We start from the raw sequence: 15,062 nt of genomic DNA on the forward strand, positions 1-15,062 counted from the left end.
GGGCGCAGGTTGGTCTGGCTGATGCCGCGATAGCGGTAGTCCGAGACCAGCGACACGTTGGCCGTGAACGTATGCGGGGACGGCGCGGCGTCTGGCTGGGATTGCGCCATGGCCGGCATGGCAGCGAGGAAGATGGAAGATGCGGAACATGCGAGCAGCGTGGCCGCGGTTTGGCGCAGGTCAGTCATTGTTGTTGTGGCGAGAGTTGAAAAAATCCCCGTTGCAGGGAGCCTCGCCACGATATGGCCTGACGCGTAAAAACGGTATCAAAAGCCGCGGTGCCCGCGTACAAATCCAATCAATGCGCCTGGATTTCGGCGCTACCCGGCAAACCGGTAGCCCAGCCCGATTTCCGTCAGCAAGTGGGCGGGCCGCGCCGGGTCCGCTTCGAGCTTGTGCCGCAGATGTCCCATATAGACGCGCAGGTACTGGCTGCTTTCGGCCTGGGAGGGTCCCCACACCTCCCGCAGCATCTCCCGGTGCGTCATCACCTTGCCGCGGTGGGCGATCAGAACCGCAAGCAGCCGATACTCGATCGGCGTCAGGTGCACGGCCTGTCCCGAACGGGTGACGACGCGGCTGGCCAGGTCAACCTGCACGTCGCCGAACAGGATCTGGTGGGAACCGCGAGCGTTGGCCCTGGCATGCCGGCGCAGCAGCACGCGCAGGCGCGCGACCAGTTCACCGACGCCAAAGGGCTTGGTCAGGTAGTCATCCGCGCCGGCATCCAGCGCACCGATCTTGTCGGCTTCTCCGCTACGTGCCGACAGGACCAGCACCGGTACGTCAGTCCACGTACGGATCTCGCTGATCAATCGCACCCCGTCTCCGTCCGGCAAACCCAGGTCGAGAATGACGAGGTCAGGTTGCCGGGTGCCTGCCTCGATCAGTCCGCGCTTGAGCGATTCCGCCTCGTGCACCGTGCAACCTTCGGACTCCAGGGTCGAGCGGACAAAGCGCCGGATATGCGGCTCATCCTCAACCAGCAGGACTGTCGGGGAAAAATCAAATGGCATCAACTTCCTCTCTTCTTGCGTGAGACCCTAGGCATCAGTCTGCTCCGGCTCCACCGCCGGCGGATTTCCACGCGGCAACGCTACCAGGAAGCGCGCGCCCGCCTGGCCGCCGGGCCGGTCCGGGCGTTGCGCGGGTTCCACCCAGATGCGCCCGCCATGGGCTTGCACGATTGCCTCGCATACGGCGAGACCCAGGCCGACACCCGCGGTCGCGGATTCGCGCTCACCGCGCGTGAATTTCTCGAAGATCTGCCGTTCCTTGCCCTTGGGCACGCCGGGGCCATCATCCTCTACCGCAATCCTGATCTCGTCGTCGACCGGCGCGGCCGAGAGCCGGATCTCCGTGCCGGCAGGCGTGTATTTGGCGGCATTCTCCAGCAGGTTGCACAGCACGCGCTCGATCAGCACGGCGTCGCATTCGACCAGGGGTACCCGGGACAAGTCGACGACAACCACGCGGTGGTGCTCGAGCGCCTCGCGCATGGCAGCCAGGCTGGCGCCAACGAGCTCCTCCACCGATTGCCACTCCTTGCTCATCCGGACTTCCCGGCCCTGCAGCTTCGCCATGTCCAGCAGATTCACCACCATGGTCCGCATGCGCCTGGCCTGTTCCAGCATGGCGGCCACGGTCTCGGCCAGTGACGGCGCCAGCCCGGGATCGCTGCGCTGCATGGTTTCCGCCATGCCGATCAGGCTGGTCAGCGGGGTGCGCAGGTCATGGGAGACAGCGGCCAGCAATGAGCTGCGCAGGCGCTCAGACTCCATCGACAGCAAGGCCAGCTGCGCCACTTCGACGTAATGCAAGCGCTCGATGGCGATCGCGATCAGCGTGCAGAACACATCGACCTGGCGCCGTAGCGCAGGTTGCGCAAAGGCGCGTGATACCGCAGGCTCGACCGCCAGCACGCCACGGGTCTGCATCGGCGCCTTCAATGGCAGATACAGCACGGTGCTGCCGGGCAAGGTATGCGTGCCGGTGCCTGCGGGCTGGCCGTGATCGAATACCCACTCTGCCAGTACACGGTCGATCGAGTCGGTTCGCGCCCCGGTGTCATGCTGCTCGACATCGGACACGGGCGGCAGCAAGCGGCCTTCCGCGGAAACCAGGAAGAAGGCTGAATTGGCATCGAAGGCAGCACGCAGGAAACGGCTGGCGATCGAGACAATCTGGTTCGGCACCAGCGCCGCGGAGAGTTCACGGGCCAGTTCGTACAGCGTGCGGGCATCGTTCTCGCGCTGCACCGCCACCTGCGCTTGTTCGCGCAAACCGGCCGTCAGTTGCCCGATGACCAGCCCCACGGATAGCAGCACGAGGAACGTCAGCAGATACTGTACGTCGCTGACGGCGAACGACAGCCGCGGCGGTACGAAGAAGAAGTCGAAGGCGGCCACGGCCAATACCGAAGCCAGCGCCGCCGGTCCGCGGCCATGACGAAGCGCGACGCCGACCACTGCCGCCAGAAACAGCATGGCAATGTTGACGACGTCGAACCATGGAAATGCCAGGGCCGACAGTGCCGTGGCACCGGCGCACCATGCCGCCGCCCACAAATAATCTTTGCGCGTGGCCCCGTCGCCTGGCGCTGGGGCGTCTGGCGCTTCAGTGCCATGGCGCGGGCGAAGATCCACCCGCGTCGTGTCTGCCGCCACGCGGATGATATCGATCTCCGGACACCCGAGCGCCAGCGCATCGGCAAAACTGCGGCGGCCGAACAGCCAGGCCGGCGCGTTCACAAATGGCGTCAAGGCCAGGCCGAGAAGGGAGCGGGCCCGCTCCGCAACGGAGGCGCCGCCCCGGCGCCAGTCTGCCGGCGCCCGGCCGATGACCACCTTGGTCAGGTTGTGGCGGCGCACGTACCCCACGATTGCCTGGACCATGTCGTTGCCCGCCAGGGTCTCGGTGCGTGCGCCCAACTCCTCTGCGAGACGCATGGCCGTCTGCAGGCGAGTCTTTGCGAAATCGGACGGGGGTGCCAGCCTGGGGGTGGCGATGGTCACCACATGCCAGTCGCAATCGAGCTGGCCGGCAAGCCGGCGCGCACTCCGGACGACCTGCTCGGCATCGTCACCACTACCGATGCAAGCCAGCACCGCCTCCCGGGTCCGCCACACGCCTTGAACGGCTTCGGACTGACGCCATGCTCGGACATCGGAGTCCACCCGGTCGGCGGTCCGGCGCAGCGCCAGCTCGCGCAGGGCGATCAGATTGCCTTTCCGGAAAAAGTTGCGCGCCGCGTGTCGCGCCTGCTCCGGCAGATAGACCTTGCCTTCCTTCAGCCGGCGCAGCAGCTCGTCGGCCGGCAGGTCCACCAGCACGACTTCGTCGGCGCTGTCGAACACAACGTCCGGCACGGTCTCCCAGACGCGGATGCCGGTGATGCCGCCCACCGCCTCGTTCAGGCTGTCCAGATGCTGCACATTGACCGTGGTCCAGACGTCGATCCCGGCAGCCTGCAATTCCTGGATATCCTGCCACCGCTTCGGATGGCGACTGCCCGGTGCGTTGGAATGGGCCAGTTCGTCAACCAGGACCAGGGCCGGTCGCCGGACCAGCGCCGCGTCCAGGTCGAACTCCTGCAGAACCCGCTCGCGGTACGGCACGTCCTTCATTGGCAAGCGCTCGATACCGGCGATCAGCGCTTCGGTCTCGGCGCGGCCGTGGGTCTCCACGATGCCAATGACAGCATCGGTGCCCCGTGCAGACGCCGTCCGCGCCGCGGTGAGCATGGCGAAGGTCTTGCCGACCCCGGCGGAAGCGCCAAAGTAGACCCTGAGCTTGCCGCGCGAAGCGCGAGCGCCTTCTTCCTGCACCATCTGGAGCAGGGCATCGGGGTCGGGGCGCGAGCCGGCTTCGCGCAATTCGGCATCAGGCATCGGTCGGCTCACCCTCTATGCTGGCATTGGCAAACCGGTTCTGCTTCGCATCCGCGTCCCGGCACTGGGCTATTTCCGTGCAATGGCATCCAAGCCAAGGTTCAGCTTCAGGACATTGACTCCCGGACCGCCCAGGACCGACAGTAGCGGCGTTTCGGTATTTGCCGCAATCAATTGCTTCACCTGTTCGATCGGAATCCCCCTGGCGCGGGCGATGCGCGCCGCCTGGTACTCAGCGGCCGCAGGGCTGATGTGCGGGTCGAGCCCGCTGCCGGAGGCAGTGACCAGGTCCACCGGAACGGGGGCCTGGTTGTCCGGATCCGCGGCGTGCAGGGCGACGACGCGCGCGCGCGCGGCATCGGTCAGCGCCGGATTGGTGGGGCCCAGGTTGGATCCCGCCGAAGCCGCGGCGTTATACGGCATCGGCGCCGTGGCCGACAGCCGGCCCCAGAAGTACTTCGGGTCGGAGAACGGCTGGCCGATCAGTTCCGAGCCAACTGTCCTGCCATCCTTCTCGATCAGCGAGCCGGCTGCCTGATGCGGGAACACGGCCTTGGAGATTGCCGTGATCGCGCCGGGATAGAGCAGGCCGGTCACCAGCGAAAGACCAACGAACACCACCAACATTGGCCGCAGCAAGCCACCTTGCACGGGTGCCGGCGACGGCTGCGGGGACTGCACTTGCGTATTCATGAGCGCTCCGAATCGTGGCAGAAAATCAGACCCAGCCAAACAGGGCCAGGATCATGTCGATCAGCTTGATGCCGGCAAACGGCACCAGGATGCCGCCCAGGCCGTAGACCAGCAGGTTGCGGCGCAGCAGCACCGCGGCGCCCAGCGGCCGGTAGACCACGCCCTTGAGCGCAAGCGGGATCAGCACGACGATGATGAGCGCGTTGAAGATCACCGCCGACATGATGGCCGACGCCGGCGTGGCGAGCCCCATCACATTGAGCAGGTTGAGCTGCGGATAGGTGGTGGCAAACGCCGCCGGGATGATCGCGAAGTACTTGGCGATGTCGTTGGCCACGCTGAAGGTCGTCAGCGAGCCGCGCGTCATCAGCATCTGCTTGCCGATCTCGACGATCTCGATCAGCTTGGTCGGGTTGCTGTCGAGGTCCACCATGTTGCCGGCTTCCTTGGCCGCCTGCGTGCCGCTGTTCATCGCTACGGCTACGTCGGCCTGGGCCAGTGCCGGCGCGTCGTTGGTGCCGTCGCCGGTCATCGCGACCAGCCGCCCGTCGGCCTGGTACTGGCGGATCAGCTTGAGCTTGGCTTCCGGCGTGGCTTCGGCCAGGAAGTCGTCAACGCCGGCTTCCGCCGCAATCGAAGCCGCCGTCAGCCGGTTGTCGCCGGTGATCATCACGGTCTTGATGCCCATCTTGCGCAGTTCGCCGAAGCGCTCGCGAATGCCGGTCTTGACGATGTCTTTCAGCTCGATCACGCCAAGCACGCGTACCGAACCGCCGTTGGCGTCGGCTACCACCAGCGGCGTGCTGCCGGCGCGGGCAACCTCATCGACGGCTTGCAGGACAGCATCGGGGAACTTGCCGGCACGTTCCGTGACGTAGCGGCGCACGGCATCGGCCGCACCCTTGCGCACGTGACGCTCGCCGCCGCCATCGCTCAGGTCAACCCCGCTCATGCGGGTCTGGGCGCTGAACGGCACGAACTCCGGCTTCAGGCTCGCCATCACCGGCGCCGCCAGCCCCGGCAGCTGGCGTGCCAGCGTGATGATGCTGCGGCCTTCCGGGGTCTCGTCGGCCAGCGACGACAGCCACGCCGCTTCCGCGAGCTGCAGCGGCGACACGCCCGGGGCCGGGATGAAGCGCGATGCCTGGCGGTTGCCATGGGTAATGGTGCCGGTCTTGTCGAGCAGCAGCACGTCCACGTCACCAGCGGCTTCGACCGCACGGCCCGAGGTGGCAATCACGTTGGCTTCCATCATCCGGCTCATGCCCGCCACGCCAATGGCTGACAGCAGCCCGCCGATGGTGGTGGGAATCAGGCAGACCAGCAGGGCCACCAGCACCGTGATCGTCACCGGAACGCCTGCCTTTGCCACCAGCACGCTGTAGAGCGAGAACGGCTGCAGCGTGGCCGTGGCCAGCAGCAGCACAATGGTCAGCCCGACCAGCAGGATCGTCAGGGCCAGTTCGTTCGGCGTCTTCTGCCGCTTGGCGCCTTCAACCATCGTGATCATGCGGTCGATGAAGCTCTCGCCCGGGTTGGTCGTGATGCGCGCCACGATCCAGTCGGACAGCACGCGTGTACCGCCGGTCACCGACGAGAAGTCGCCGCCCGACTCGCGGATCACCGGCGCCGATTCGCCGGTGATGGCGCTTTCGTCGACCGAGGCCACGCCGTCGATCACTTCGCCGTCGCCGGGGATCATCTCGCCGGCCTGTACCAGCACCACGTCGCCACGGCGCAGCGCCGTGGCGGGGCGCGCTTCGGTGGCACTGCCACGCTTGCCGTCCTTCAGCACACGTGCGGTGACGGTGGTCTTCAGGCCGCGCAGCGCTTCCGCCTGCTGCTTGCTTCGGCCTTCGGCAAGTGCCTCGGCAAAGTTAGCGAACAGCACCGTGAACCACAGCCACACCGACACCGCCAGGATGAAGCCCGCGGATTCCCCACCGGGGGCTGCCGCCGGCGCGGCCATGGCCTTCAGGAAAAGGATCGTCGTCAGGATGCTGCCCACGTAGGCCACGAACATCACCGGGTTGCGCAGCTGGTCGCGCGGCGACAACTTCCCGAAGGCCGCGACCAGCGCGGGCTTCACCAGCTCCGGCGCGAACATGCTGCGCGCCGGCGGGCGATGATGGTGGGAGCCGTGTTGGCGGTCGGACACCGGCGCGCTCTTTGCCTGAATCGTGTTGGAGGAAGACGCTTCAGCCGTGTTGGCGCCGCGCTTGGCCACCGGGGCCATCGAATCTTGTTGCATGGTTTCTCCGCAATCCGCTAGAGCCATCCGGCACCTGCATCGGTGAGGCAGGGCAGGGTCCGGACGTGTAGGAATGCTCGATATTTCGTCGTCAGTCGTCGCTTTACTTCGCCGCGGTTGCCGTCACCGCGCCCTGGAGTTGCTCGGCGACTGGCCCCAGCGCCAGCGCCGGGACATAGGTCAGCGCACCGACCAGCAGCACGGTGCCCACCAGCAGGACGACGAACAGCGGGCCGTGCGTCGGCATCGTGCCGCCGCTCACGGGCACGCGCTTCTTGGCTGCCAGCGAGCCCGCCAGCGCAAGCACCGGGATGATGATCCAGAACCGGCCGAACCACATGGCCGCCGCCAGCAGCGTGTTGTAGAACGGGGTGTTGGCGGACAAGCCCGCAAAGGCGCTGCCATTGTTGTTGGCCGCCGACGAGAGCGCGTACAGGATCTCGGAGAAGCCGTGCGTGCCGGGATTGAACACACCGGCGCGTCCGGCCTCGGTCATCACCGCCACCGACGTGCCGAGCAGCACCAGCAGGGGCGTGACCAGGATCGCCACGGCCGTCATCTTCATCTCGTAGACTTCGATCTTCTTGCCGAGGTACTCCGGCGTGCGCCCGATCATCAGTCCGGCGATGAACACCGCGAGCACGGCGTAGACCAGCATGCCGTACAGCCCCGAGCCGACGCCGCCGAACACGACCTCGCCCAGCTGCATCAGCAGCATCGGCACCAGGCCACCGATGGCGGTGAAGGAGTCATGCATGGCATTGACCGCGCCGCACGACGCCGCGGTCGTGATGGTGGCGAACAGTGCCGAAGCGGCGATGCCGAAGCGCGTTTCCTTGCCTTCCATATTGCCGCCGGCCTGCAGCAGCGACGCGGCGTGATCCACCGGCAATCCGGCCAGCGCCGGGGTCGCCATCTGCTCGGACATCGCCGCCACGCAGGCCATCGCGACAAAGATGACCGTCATGGAAGCCAGCACCGCCACACCCTGTCGCCTGTCTCCCACCATTTCGCCAAAGGTGAAGCACAGCGCCGCCGGGATCAGGAAGATCGCCAGCATCTCGAGAAGGTTGGCCAGGCCATTCGGGTTCTCGAACGGATGCGCCGAGTTGGCATTGAAGAAGCCGCCGCCGTTGGTGCCCAGCATCTTGATGGCCTCTTGCGAGGCAACCGGGCCCATCGCCAGCGTCTGCCTGTCGGTCTTCAGGTCTTCCGTCACCGGCTTGCCTTGTGCATCGAGCACCGGTTGCCCGGCCGCATCGAGCTTAGGCTGGCTGTACTCCACCGGCGTGACCAGGCTGGCTTCCTTGTAGGCGTCGAAGTTCTGGATCACGCCCTGGCTTACCAGTGCCAGTGCGATCACGGTCGCGATCGGCGCCAGCACGTAGAACGTGACCCGCGTCATGTCGACCCAGAAATTGCCGATGGTGGCGGCGCTCTGGCGCGCGAATCCGCGCATCAGCGCGAACACCACGGCGATGCCGGTCGCCGCGGACAGGAAGTTCTGCACGGTGAGCGCGAGCATCTGCGTCAGATAGCCCATGATCGACTCGCCGCCATAGCCTTGCCAGTTGGTGTTGGCGACAAAGCTGATCGCCGTGTTGAAGGCCGAGTCCGGCGAAACCGCGCCAAAGCCCTGCGGATTGAGCGGCAGCATGCCTTGCAGGCGCTGCAGCGCATAGACTGCCACCACGCCAAGCAGGTTGAATGCCAGCACCGCGACGGCGTACTGCGTCCACCCCATCCCGGCATCGGCACGCACGCCGCCCAGGCGATACAGCAGCCGTTCCAGCGGCCGGCCCCAGGCGGTCAGCGAATAGTTGCCATCCTCCACCGCACGCCGGATATAGCGTCCGAGAAAAGGCGCGCACGCCAGCAGGATGGCGAGATAGAGGACCAGCAGGCCCACGAATTGGGAGGACATCAGAATTTCTCCGGCCGGAACAACGCAATGAGGAGGTAAACAAAAATGGCAATGGCCAGCACGCCGCTCAACAGATCGGTCCAGCTCATCACAGCCTCCTGTCCGACGCGCTGTTCTTTGCCGCCATCTGGTCATGCGCGCCGCCGTGGCCGCTGCCTGCCGGAGATTTCGGCGCAAGCACGGCGCAAAGCCCCAGCAGGGCTGCGCTCAGCACGGCGAAGCCAATCAATACGATCAAATAGATCCCGTCCATAGCAAAGCACCCTTGAATGGTTTCGGCTTGCAGATTAGCGACGGGGTCGTAAAAACAGGGTAGAAAGATGGCCGGTGCGTATAAAGAACGTATAAAGATTCGGGCGATCAGCATGCGCGCGGGAGCCAAGGTGCACTTTCTTGGCCGCTGGCGATCGTGATGCGTGGTGGTAAGGCTGCCGCTGTTGGCGGAGATGCTGCGCCGGCGCGACGCTTCTCTTTCGGATCTTTACGCGACGGCCCGGCGCGTTAATCGAGGGGCTTGACCCGCCGGAATGCACCAAGGAGTGCGAGGTCGTAGGCGATCTTGAGCACGCCGCAGGCAACCAGCGGCGTCCCGACCCAGCCCATCGCCAGCAGCGCGCCCGCCAGGGTCGGGCCGAATGCGGCAGCCAGGCTTCTGGGCACGGCAGTCAGGCTTGCCGCCGCCGGCCGCTCGGGCGGCGTCACCACGGCCATGACATAGGCGGTCCGGGTCGGCACATCCATCTGCGACAGCGCGCTGCGTACGAGCAGCAGCGCCAGCGTCGCCGGCAGGGAGGGGGAGAACGCGGCCGCGATCAGGCAGAGGCTGGATGGGATATGGGTGAACACCATCGTGTTCAGCAAACCGAACCTGCGAGCCAGCGGTGCGGCCACGAGCTGGGAGCCGGCGCTAAGCAGCCCGGCCCAGAAGAAGAACTGCCCGGCGGCACCAATGGAAAGGCCGAAGCGCTGCATCAACCATAGCGCCAGCAGGGAATTCACCACCAGGCCGCCGGCAAATGCGTCGACGCTGAAGAGCAGGGCAAGGCGGGTAACGATCCGGCGAGACGGTCCCAGCGGGACTCTCGCCGTTGCCAGGTGCGGTGGCGGCTCCGGCATGCGGGCATAGAGGAACCAGAGTGCGGCACCGGTCAGGGCATAGACCATGAACATGGCGCGCAGCGCGCTGAGGACAGGAACCCCAAGTTGCGCCGCGAGCCAGTCCGGCAGCGCCGCCGCCAGCGCACCAATGGCGGCGCAGAGGGCCCCGGTCAGGCTGTAGCGGGCGAACAGGGCAGTGCGGGCATCGGCGCAGGCTGAATCGGCAAGACCGGCATGCTCAAGCGGCAGGAAGACGCTGACGTCGCCGGAACTGGGGTTGAGCGTGCCGACGAATGCGACCAGCAATAGCGGCCAGAGGGAGGACAGCCCGGCGAAGCCTATGCCGGTGGCGGCCATCAACGCGGCCGCCGACATCAGCAGCCTGCGCTGCGGATAGCGGTGGCCGATGATGCCCACCAGGACCGTCGCCAGTGCCGAGCCGATCAGGGTTGCGCTGCTGACCAGCCCCACTGCCAGCTGCGCGAAGCCCAGAGCCAGCAGGTACGCCGGCAACAGCACGGCGATAAAGCCGTCACAGAAGCCGCGCAGCGCGCGGCCAACGAGAAGCGGCAAGGCGCCGGGATGAATGCCTGCGGGCAGGACCAGGCGCGCTAGCCAGCCTCTGCTGACAATCATGGCCGGGTCTTCAGGTGTGCGCATCGCAATGGCATCCGTGTTCCGGTGGTCTCATGCCGTCAGTGAAAGCCCGTGGCGACCCCGCCGTACAAGAACAGTATGCGCCGGACTCGAAGGCACCGGCTTGGGCGACACGGCAAAGGCTGGCATGGCGCCATGTTAGATGGCCCCGCAGATGGTGGCATCGGCCGCATCTGCGCCGCGCGCCGCCTTGGTATGGCGTTCCAATCAGTCCTTGAGCGCGAGCGCAGCTTCCGGCGCGCGGCGGAAGCTGATCGCCAGGCGATTAAACGCATTCATCAGGCTGATGGCGGGGGCAGGGGGGATCACTCCGAGCGGATTCATCGATGCCCTTGACAAAAATACCAATTGGTATATTCTGGCTTCCATGAATAAAGCTCAGCGAACCCGCCAGTTCATCGTCGAGAAGACAGCCCCGATCTTCAACGTCAAAGGCTATGCCGGTACGTCCCTGGCCGATATGACGGAGGCCACCGGGCTGACGAAGGGCAGCGTCTACGGCAACTTTGCCAACAAGGAGGAAGTGGCCCTGGCTGCTTTCGATCACAACTGGAAGCAGGCGCAGGCGGCAGTCCGGGCCGTAATGGCCACGAGAGAAACCAGCAAGGAGCAGCTGCTCGCATTGACAGGCGTGTATGAAAGCCTGCCTGAGGAATTCCCCGTGGGGGGATGCCCGCTGCTCAACACAGCGATTGAAGCCGACGACACGCACCCGGCCCTGCGCGAGAAAGCCATGGAAGCTTTCCGGGGCTGGAAGACGCATCTTGTCAAAGTCATCAAGGCAGGGATTGCTTCGCAGGAGTTCCGCAAAGACGTCGATGCCGAGCAGACTGCCGTCACGCTGATTGCATTGATCGAGGGCGCCATCATGATCTCTCGCCTCACAGGCAACGCTGGCTACAGCAAGGCCGTGATGTCGGCGGTAGAAAAAACCATCGTCGATCTGAAGTGATTTTTTCGACCAAAAATATACCAATTGGTATTCTATCTGCCAAAGGAAGCAACCATGAGCGTGCAGCTGAAACGGAAAGTCGCATTCGCCCTGTCGATGGGAGTCGTGACGACAGGGATCATTTCCTTTGTCCTCCTTACTCTCAATCTCGGATTCTCGGAAGGATTTGCCCTGACGTGGCTGCGTTCCTGGGGCATCGGATATGTGATCGTCATTCCCGCCATCCTCCTGGTCGGTCCGCGTTTGCAAACGCAGGTCGATCGCCTGATTCACTGAGCCGGCAGGCCCGCATCGAGGACCACTGACATGTCCAGGTCATTCCTGCCGCGGCTGCTTGCCTCCGTTCTCGTCCTCGGCGCTTTGATTGCGTCGGGATGCGCCCACCACGCCAACAAGCCGGTACAGAAAGCCGAGATCGGATTCATCAAACTCGACTCGGACATCTCGCTCAGGACGATGGTGGTGCACAACCCCAGTCCGAGAGGGACCGTTCTCTTCCTGCATGGATTCCCGGAGACCCTGTACGCCTGGAAGGACATTGCCCTGACTCTTGGCGATGACTACGAAGTACACGCCATCGATTGGCCTGGCTACGGCCTCTCATCACGACCAACGGCCGACAAGTTCTCCTATGCGCCCAGAGACTATGCCCGGGTTCTGAAGGAGTACATCCGCAAGGCGGGCATCGACACGTCAAAGCTCACGATCTACGCAACGGATATCGGAGCCTTGCCTGCCCTTCTCCTGGCTCTCGAGGAGCCGGACATTGCCAGGACGATCATCGTGGGCGACTTCGCCCCGTTCAACAGACCTCGTTACATGTACGAAAGCCTGCAGAGCCTGAAGTCGCAACCTTCGGCCGAGCTGGCTCGTGTTCAGTTGAACAAGAATCGCGAGGATGTTCTCCAGAATGCCTACAGGCGCGGCTTGGCCAGGGAAGCGCAGTTCGACATATCCGGCGAACTCAAGGACGACATGTCACGCGGATGGAGCCATGGGGAGATGACGTCAGCGGACGCCTTCTATCACTACTACTTGCACTTCACGCGGGACCAGGAGTATTTCGAGGCGAACCTGGGCCGGCTCAAGACGCCCGTGAAGGTAGTCTGGGGTGAGAAAGACATCTACATCAATAAGGACATGGGCATCGAGTTCGCCGAGAAGGCCCATGCAGCGTTCACCCTGCTTCACGGGGTTGGGCACTACCCGCACCTGCAGGACCCCCAGCAAACCGTGGCAGAGATTCGCGCTTCATTCCGGTAAGCCCGCATTGCGAGCGGGGCCCGGGCAGCCGACCTCGTCTGAGGACGACGGGATCCCGCACGACACATGAGCGCCCCTCTGCCACGGACCTTTGGCCCGCTGGCGGACCCCACCGCGCACGGCGGCACTGCGAACGACGCGTTTCATCTGGTGATTCCGTCGATTCCCGGCTTCGGCTTTTCACAGAAGCCCGCAGACACTGGCTGGAATCCGGATCGCATCGCACGCACCTGGGACGTGCTGATGAAGCGGCTCGGATATGCGCGCTACGTTTCGCAGGGAGGCGACTGGGGCGCCATCATCTCCGACGCACTTGGCCGTCTGGCGCCTGAAGGACTGCTTGGCATCCACGTCAGCCGCATCGAGCGCGCCACGACGTTGCCACCAGCAATAGCCATGGCGCTGAAAAGCGGGGAGCCTGCGCCGGCAAACCTGACCACCGAAGAAAAGCAGGTGTTCGATGAGGCGAGGGATTTCCTCAACAAGGGATTCGGTTACGCGGCCATCATGCAAACGCGGCCGCAGACCATCGGCTTTGGCCTGGCCGATTCGCCAGTGGGGCTGGCAGCGTGGATCTATGACAAGCAGGCCGACTGGGTATTCACGCGTGGCGATCCTGAGCGGTCACTGGACCGTGACGCGATCCTTGACAACATCTCGCTCTACTGGCTCACAAATACAGGCGGGTCGAGCGGACGGATCTACTGGGAAACCAGTGCCGCCCCGGCAAGGAATTCCCCCATCACCGTTCCAGTGGCAGTGACCGTCTTCCCTGGCGAGGTCTACCGGCCACCGAGGCAGTGGTTGGCACGAGCCTATCCAAACCTGATCTACTACAACCGCGTTGCCAAAGGCGGTCACTTCGCGGCTTGGGAAGAACCGGAGCTGTTCAGCGCGGAGCTACGATCTGCGTTCCGATCGTTGCGCTGAGCGGAAGACGCTGTGCAGGAACGGTGTCGGCCCACGGTGGACGTTGCGCAACTCGCGTCACGCTGCTTGCCGTTTGGCCGGCACAACCGTTCCTATGTACACCGCCGGCACATCGAGCGGTGTACCGGACGGACTCAGCGGGTACCTCGTTCACCGATGCCGAAATGGAGCGTCACGAGCGTTCTCTGCTCTCATGTTGGCAGACAAGGTGTCAATCAAGGGACAAGAAGCCTCATTGCCATTGGCGTGGCATTGCCCAATGAGATTCTTCAGTTCCGCTCGCATTCGTCGCAGATCCTTCATTCTTTCCTCAACAAGACTGAGCTTTTGCTCGGCCAGCGCGCGGGCTGTACTGCACGTGCTGCCATCGTTCTGTCGCAGCAGTACCCGGATTTCATCCAGGGTGAACCCGAGCGACTGGGCCTGGCGAATGAAATGAAGCCGCTGCAAGCTCTGCTGCGAATACTGTCGAATGGCGCCATAGGCACGCTCCGGCACCGGCAGCAGGCCGCACCGATGGTAGTAGCGTACCGTCTCCACGCCAACACCAGCCGCCTTGGCCAGCTTTCCGATTGTTAGTGTGTGCTCCATCGCTTGACTCCGTACCTTGGTACGGACCTACGCTACGCCTAAACCGCACATACGGGAAGGGCGGATTGCGTTTCGATGGGTAACGACAGGGATCGGAGCGCCAGGCACGGTGACCGTCTGCTGCCCATCGGCCGTGAGGCAAAGAGAAATGATGAGCGCCGTCAAGCTGCAGTCAATCATCACCTGCCCCAAGTGCGCGCATGCAAAAGAAGAAACCATGCCCATCGATGCCTGCCAGTGGTGCTATGAGTGCGAGTGCTGCCACGCGATGCTAAGGCCCAAGGCCGGTGATTGCTGCGTCTTCTGCTCATACGGCAGCGAAAGGTGCCCGCCCATGCAGCAGCATTCCTGCTCGTGTGTTCGCCGACGCAGGTACAGCGATGCACGACGTACCCTCGATTCGGTTCCCCCCGGATGATCCCGCCTCTTACCCAGCTCCGCTTGCCAGCGGAACATGTTTTTGCTCGACATTACGCGACGCCCGTTATACGTCGCGGGGAATTCAGAGAGGGGTCATTATGCAATCGCGGATCATTCGCGTTCTGCCCGCAGAAGATGGTTGGGCATTGGAGTTCGGCGGCCTCAATATAAAGGCCCAGAAATTTCCGACCATGGAGGCGGCAATCGCTGCGGGTTGGGGGGTGGCCAGACGAGAGAACGCCGAATTGCACATACATCGCCACGACGGGGACGTGCAATTGCGCAACGCGTGCGGCGACGAGCAACAGGAGGCGCGGCGGTGACGCCGTACTAGCTGTGAAGCGGCGAAAAAGGGCAAGGAGAACGCCTGGGAAAGGGTGGTGAGCTCAAGTG

Annotated in this window: 16 protein-coding genes; 6 read left to right on the forward strand and 10 right to left on the reverse strand. The window is 64.3% G+C overall.

Features of this window, described 5'->3' with window-relative positions:
* From AC3WRI_RS28605 to AC3WRI_RS28645, 9 genes are all read right to left on the reverse strand, one after another.
* The coding region (locus tag AC3WRI_RS28605; protein ID WP_492294551.1) for a TorF family putative porin at positions 1 to 188 on the reverse strand (188 nt) is incomplete at its 3' end.
* 132 nt (positions 189 to 320) lie between these two features.
* Positions 321 to 1,016 carry a two-component system response regulator KdpE gene (gene kdpE / locus AC3WRI_RS28610; RefSeq protein ID WP_011616869.1) on the reverse strand — a complete coding sequence of 232 codons (696 nt, stop codon included), beginning with the start codon at positions 1,014 to 1,016 and terminating at the stop codon, positions 321 to 323.
* Positions 1,017 to 1,043: 27 nt separating this feature from the next.
* Positions 1,044 to 3,890 (reverse strand): DUF4118 domain-containing protein, encoded by a 2,847-nt coding sequence (locus AC3WRI_RS28615; protein ID WP_011616870.1) that lies wholly within the window; start codon positions 3,888 to 3,890, stop codon positions 1,044 to 1,046.
* A 69-nt stretch (positions 3,891 to 3,959) separates the two neighbouring features.
* Complete coding sequence (gene kdpC, locus AC3WRI_RS28620) at positions 3,960 to 4,583, reverse strand: potassium-transporting ATPase subunit KdpC (RefSeq protein ID WP_011616871.1); 624 nt, start codon at positions 4,581 to 4,583, stop codon at positions 3,960 to 3,962.
* Positions 4,584 to 4,608: 25 nt separating this feature from the next.
* Positions 4,609 to 6,834: a potassium-transporting ATPase subunit KdpB gene (kdpB, locus tag AC3WRI_RS28625; RefSeq protein WP_011616872.1), complete on the reverse strand. Its 2,226-nt coding sequence runs from the start codon at positions 6,832 to 6,834 to the stop codon at positions 4,609 to 4,611.
* Between the two features lie 103 nt (positions 6,835 to 6,937).
* The gene (gene kdpA, locus AC3WRI_RS28630; RefSeq protein ID WP_492294553.1) at positions 6,938 to 8,758 is read right to left on the reverse strand and encodes a potassium-transporting ATPase subunit KdpA; all 1,821 of its coding nucleotides are present in this window, start codon (positions 8,756 to 8,758) and stop codon (positions 6,938 to 6,940) included.
* Positions 8,758 to 8,847 carry a K(+)-transporting ATPase subunit F gene (gene kdpF / locus AC3WRI_RS28635; protein ID WP_010809614.1) on the reverse strand — a complete coding sequence of 30 codons (90 nt, stop codon included), beginning with the start codon at positions 8,845 to 8,847 and terminating at the stop codon, positions 8,758 to 8,760. Before kdpF ends, kdpA begins: the two co-directional genes overlap by 1 nt.
* On the reverse strand, positions 8,847 to 9,125 hold the full coding sequence (locus tag AC3WRI_RS28640) for a hypothetical protein (RefSeq protein ID WP_492294555.1): 279 nt from the start codon (positions 9,123 to 9,125) through the stop codon (positions 8,847 to 8,849). Before AC3WRI_RS28640 ends, kdpF begins: the two co-directional genes overlap by 1 nt.
* 134 nt (positions 9,126 to 9,259) lie before the next feature.
* The gene (locus tag AC3WRI_RS28645) at positions 9,260 to 10,516 is read right to left on the reverse strand and encodes an MFS transporter (RefSeq protein WP_041688040.1); all 1,257 of its coding nucleotides are present in this window, start codon (positions 10,514 to 10,516) and stop codon (positions 9,260 to 9,262) included.
* 139 nt (positions 10,517 to 10,655) lie between these two features.
* Here AC3WRI_RS28645 and AC3WRI_RS28650 point away from each other — a divergent pair, with 139 nt between their 5' ends.
* From AC3WRI_RS28650 to AC3WRI_RS28665, 4 genes are all read left to right on the forward strand, one after another.
* Positions 10,656 to 11,465: a TetR/AcrR family transcriptional regulator gene (locus AC3WRI_RS28650; RefSeq protein WP_197540022.1), complete on the forward strand. Its 810-nt coding sequence runs from the start codon at positions 10,656 to 10,658 to the stop codon at positions 11,463 to 11,465.
* A gap of 54 nt (positions 11,466 to 11,519) precedes the next feature.
* Positions 11,520 to 11,741: a DUF2798 domain-containing protein gene (locus tag AC3WRI_RS28655; protein ID WP_010809618.1), complete on the forward strand. Its 222-nt coding sequence runs from the start codon at positions 11,520 to 11,522 to the stop codon at positions 11,739 to 11,741.
* A gap of 30 nt (positions 11,742 to 11,771) precedes the next feature.
* Positions 11,772 to 12,728 carry an alpha/beta fold hydrolase gene (locus AC3WRI_RS28660; protein WP_492294557.1) on the forward strand — a complete coding sequence of 319 codons (957 nt, stop codon included), beginning with the start codon at positions 11,772 to 11,774 and terminating at the stop codon, positions 12,726 to 12,728.
* Positions 12,729 to 12,794: 66 nt separating this feature from the next.
* A complete protein-coding gene (locus tag AC3WRI_RS28665) occupies positions 12,795 to 13,658 on the forward strand; it encodes an alpha/beta fold hydrolase (protein ID WP_011616877.1) in 864 nt (287 codons plus the stop codon).
* A 150-nt stretch (positions 13,659 to 13,808) separates the two neighbouring features.
* Here the strand turns inward: AC3WRI_RS28665 and AC3WRI_RS28670 are convergent, their stop codons facing one another.
* Positions 13,809 to 14,249, reverse strand: a complete 441-nt coding sequence (locus AC3WRI_RS28670) for a MerR family transcriptional regulator (protein WP_010809622.1) — start codon at positions 14,247 to 14,249, stop codon at positions 13,809 to 13,811.
* A gap of 151 nt (positions 14,250 to 14,400) precedes the next feature.
* Here AC3WRI_RS28670 and AC3WRI_RS28675 point away from each other — a divergent pair, with 151 nt between their 5' ends.
* Positions 14,401 to 14,667, forward strand: a complete 267-nt coding sequence (locus tag AC3WRI_RS28675; RefSeq protein WP_081050364.1) for a GDCCVxC domain-containing (seleno)protein — start codon at positions 14,401 to 14,403, stop codon at positions 14,665 to 14,667.
* Positions 14,668 to 14,767: 100 nt separating this feature from the next.
* Positions 14,768 to 14,992 carry a DUF2188 domain-containing protein gene (locus AC3WRI_RS28680; protein WP_011616879.1) on the forward strand — a complete coding sequence of 75 codons (225 nt, stop codon included), beginning with the start codon at positions 14,768 to 14,770 and terminating at the stop codon, positions 14,990 to 14,992.
* Positions 14,993 to 15,062: the final 70 nt, after the last annotated feature.

Source organism: Cupriavidus sp. FW305-27, assembly GCF_058787995.1.

Bases quoted from the DNA above. Each gene is read 5' to 3' on its own strand.
- kdpE (WP_011616869.1), bottom strand. From the start codon at position 1,016: ATGCCATTTGATTTTTCCCCGACAGTCCTGCTGGTTGAGGATGAGCCG.
- AC3WRI_RS28615 (WP_011616870.1), bottom strand. From the start codon at position 3,890: ATGCCTGATGCCGAATTGCGCGAAGCCGGCTCGCGCCCCGACCCCGAT.
- kdpC (WP_011616871.1), bottom strand. From the start codon at position 4,583: ATGAATACGCAAGTGCAGTCCCCGCAGCCGTCGCCGGCACCCGTGCAA.
- kdpB (WP_011616872.1), bottom strand. From the start codon at position 6,834: ATGCAACAAGATTCGATGGCCCCGGTGGCCAAGCGCGGCGCCAACACG.
- kdpA (WP_492294553.1), bottom strand. From the start codon at position 8,758: ATGTCCTCCCAATTCGTGGGCCTGCTGGTCCTCTATCTCGCCATCCTG.
- kdpF (WP_010809614.1), bottom strand. From the start codon at position 8,847: ATGAGCTGGACCGATCTGTTGAGCGGCGTGCTGGCCATTGCCATTTTT.
- AC3WRI_RS28640 (WP_492294555.1), bottom strand. From the start codon at position 9,125: ATGCTGATCGCCCGAATCTTTATACGTTCTTTATACGCACCGGCCATC.
- AC3WRI_RS28645 (WP_041688040.1), bottom strand. From the start codon at position 10,516: ATGCGCACACCTGAAGACCCGGCCATGATTGTCAGCAGAGGCTGGCTA.
- AC3WRI_RS28650 (WP_197540022.1), top strand. From the start codon at position 10,656: ATGGCCCCGCAGATGGTGGCATCGGCCGCATCTGCGCCGCGCGCCGCC.
- AC3WRI_RS28655 (WP_010809618.1), top strand. From the start codon at position 11,520: ATGAGCGTGCAGCTGAAACGGAAAGTCGCATTCGCCCTGTCGATGGGA.
- AC3WRI_RS28660 (WP_492294557.1), top strand. From the start codon at position 11,772: ATGTCCAGGTCATTCCTGCCGCGGCTGCTTGCCTCCGTTCTCGTCCTC.
- AC3WRI_RS28665 (WP_011616877.1), top strand. From the start codon at position 12,795: ATGAGCGCCCCTCTGCCACGGACCTTTGGCCCGCTGGCGGACCCCACC.
- AC3WRI_RS28670 (WP_010809622.1), bottom strand. From the start codon at position 14,249: ATGGAGCACACACTAACAATCGGAAAGCTGGCCAAGGCGGCTGGTGTT.
- AC3WRI_RS28675 (WP_081050364.1), top strand. From the start codon at position 14,401: ATGAGCGCCGTCAAGCTGCAGTCAATCATCACCTGCCCCAAGTGCGCG.
- AC3WRI_RS28680 (WP_011616879.1), top strand. From the start codon at position 14,768: ATGCAATCGCGGATCATTCGCGTTCTGCCCGCAGAAGATGGTTGGGCA.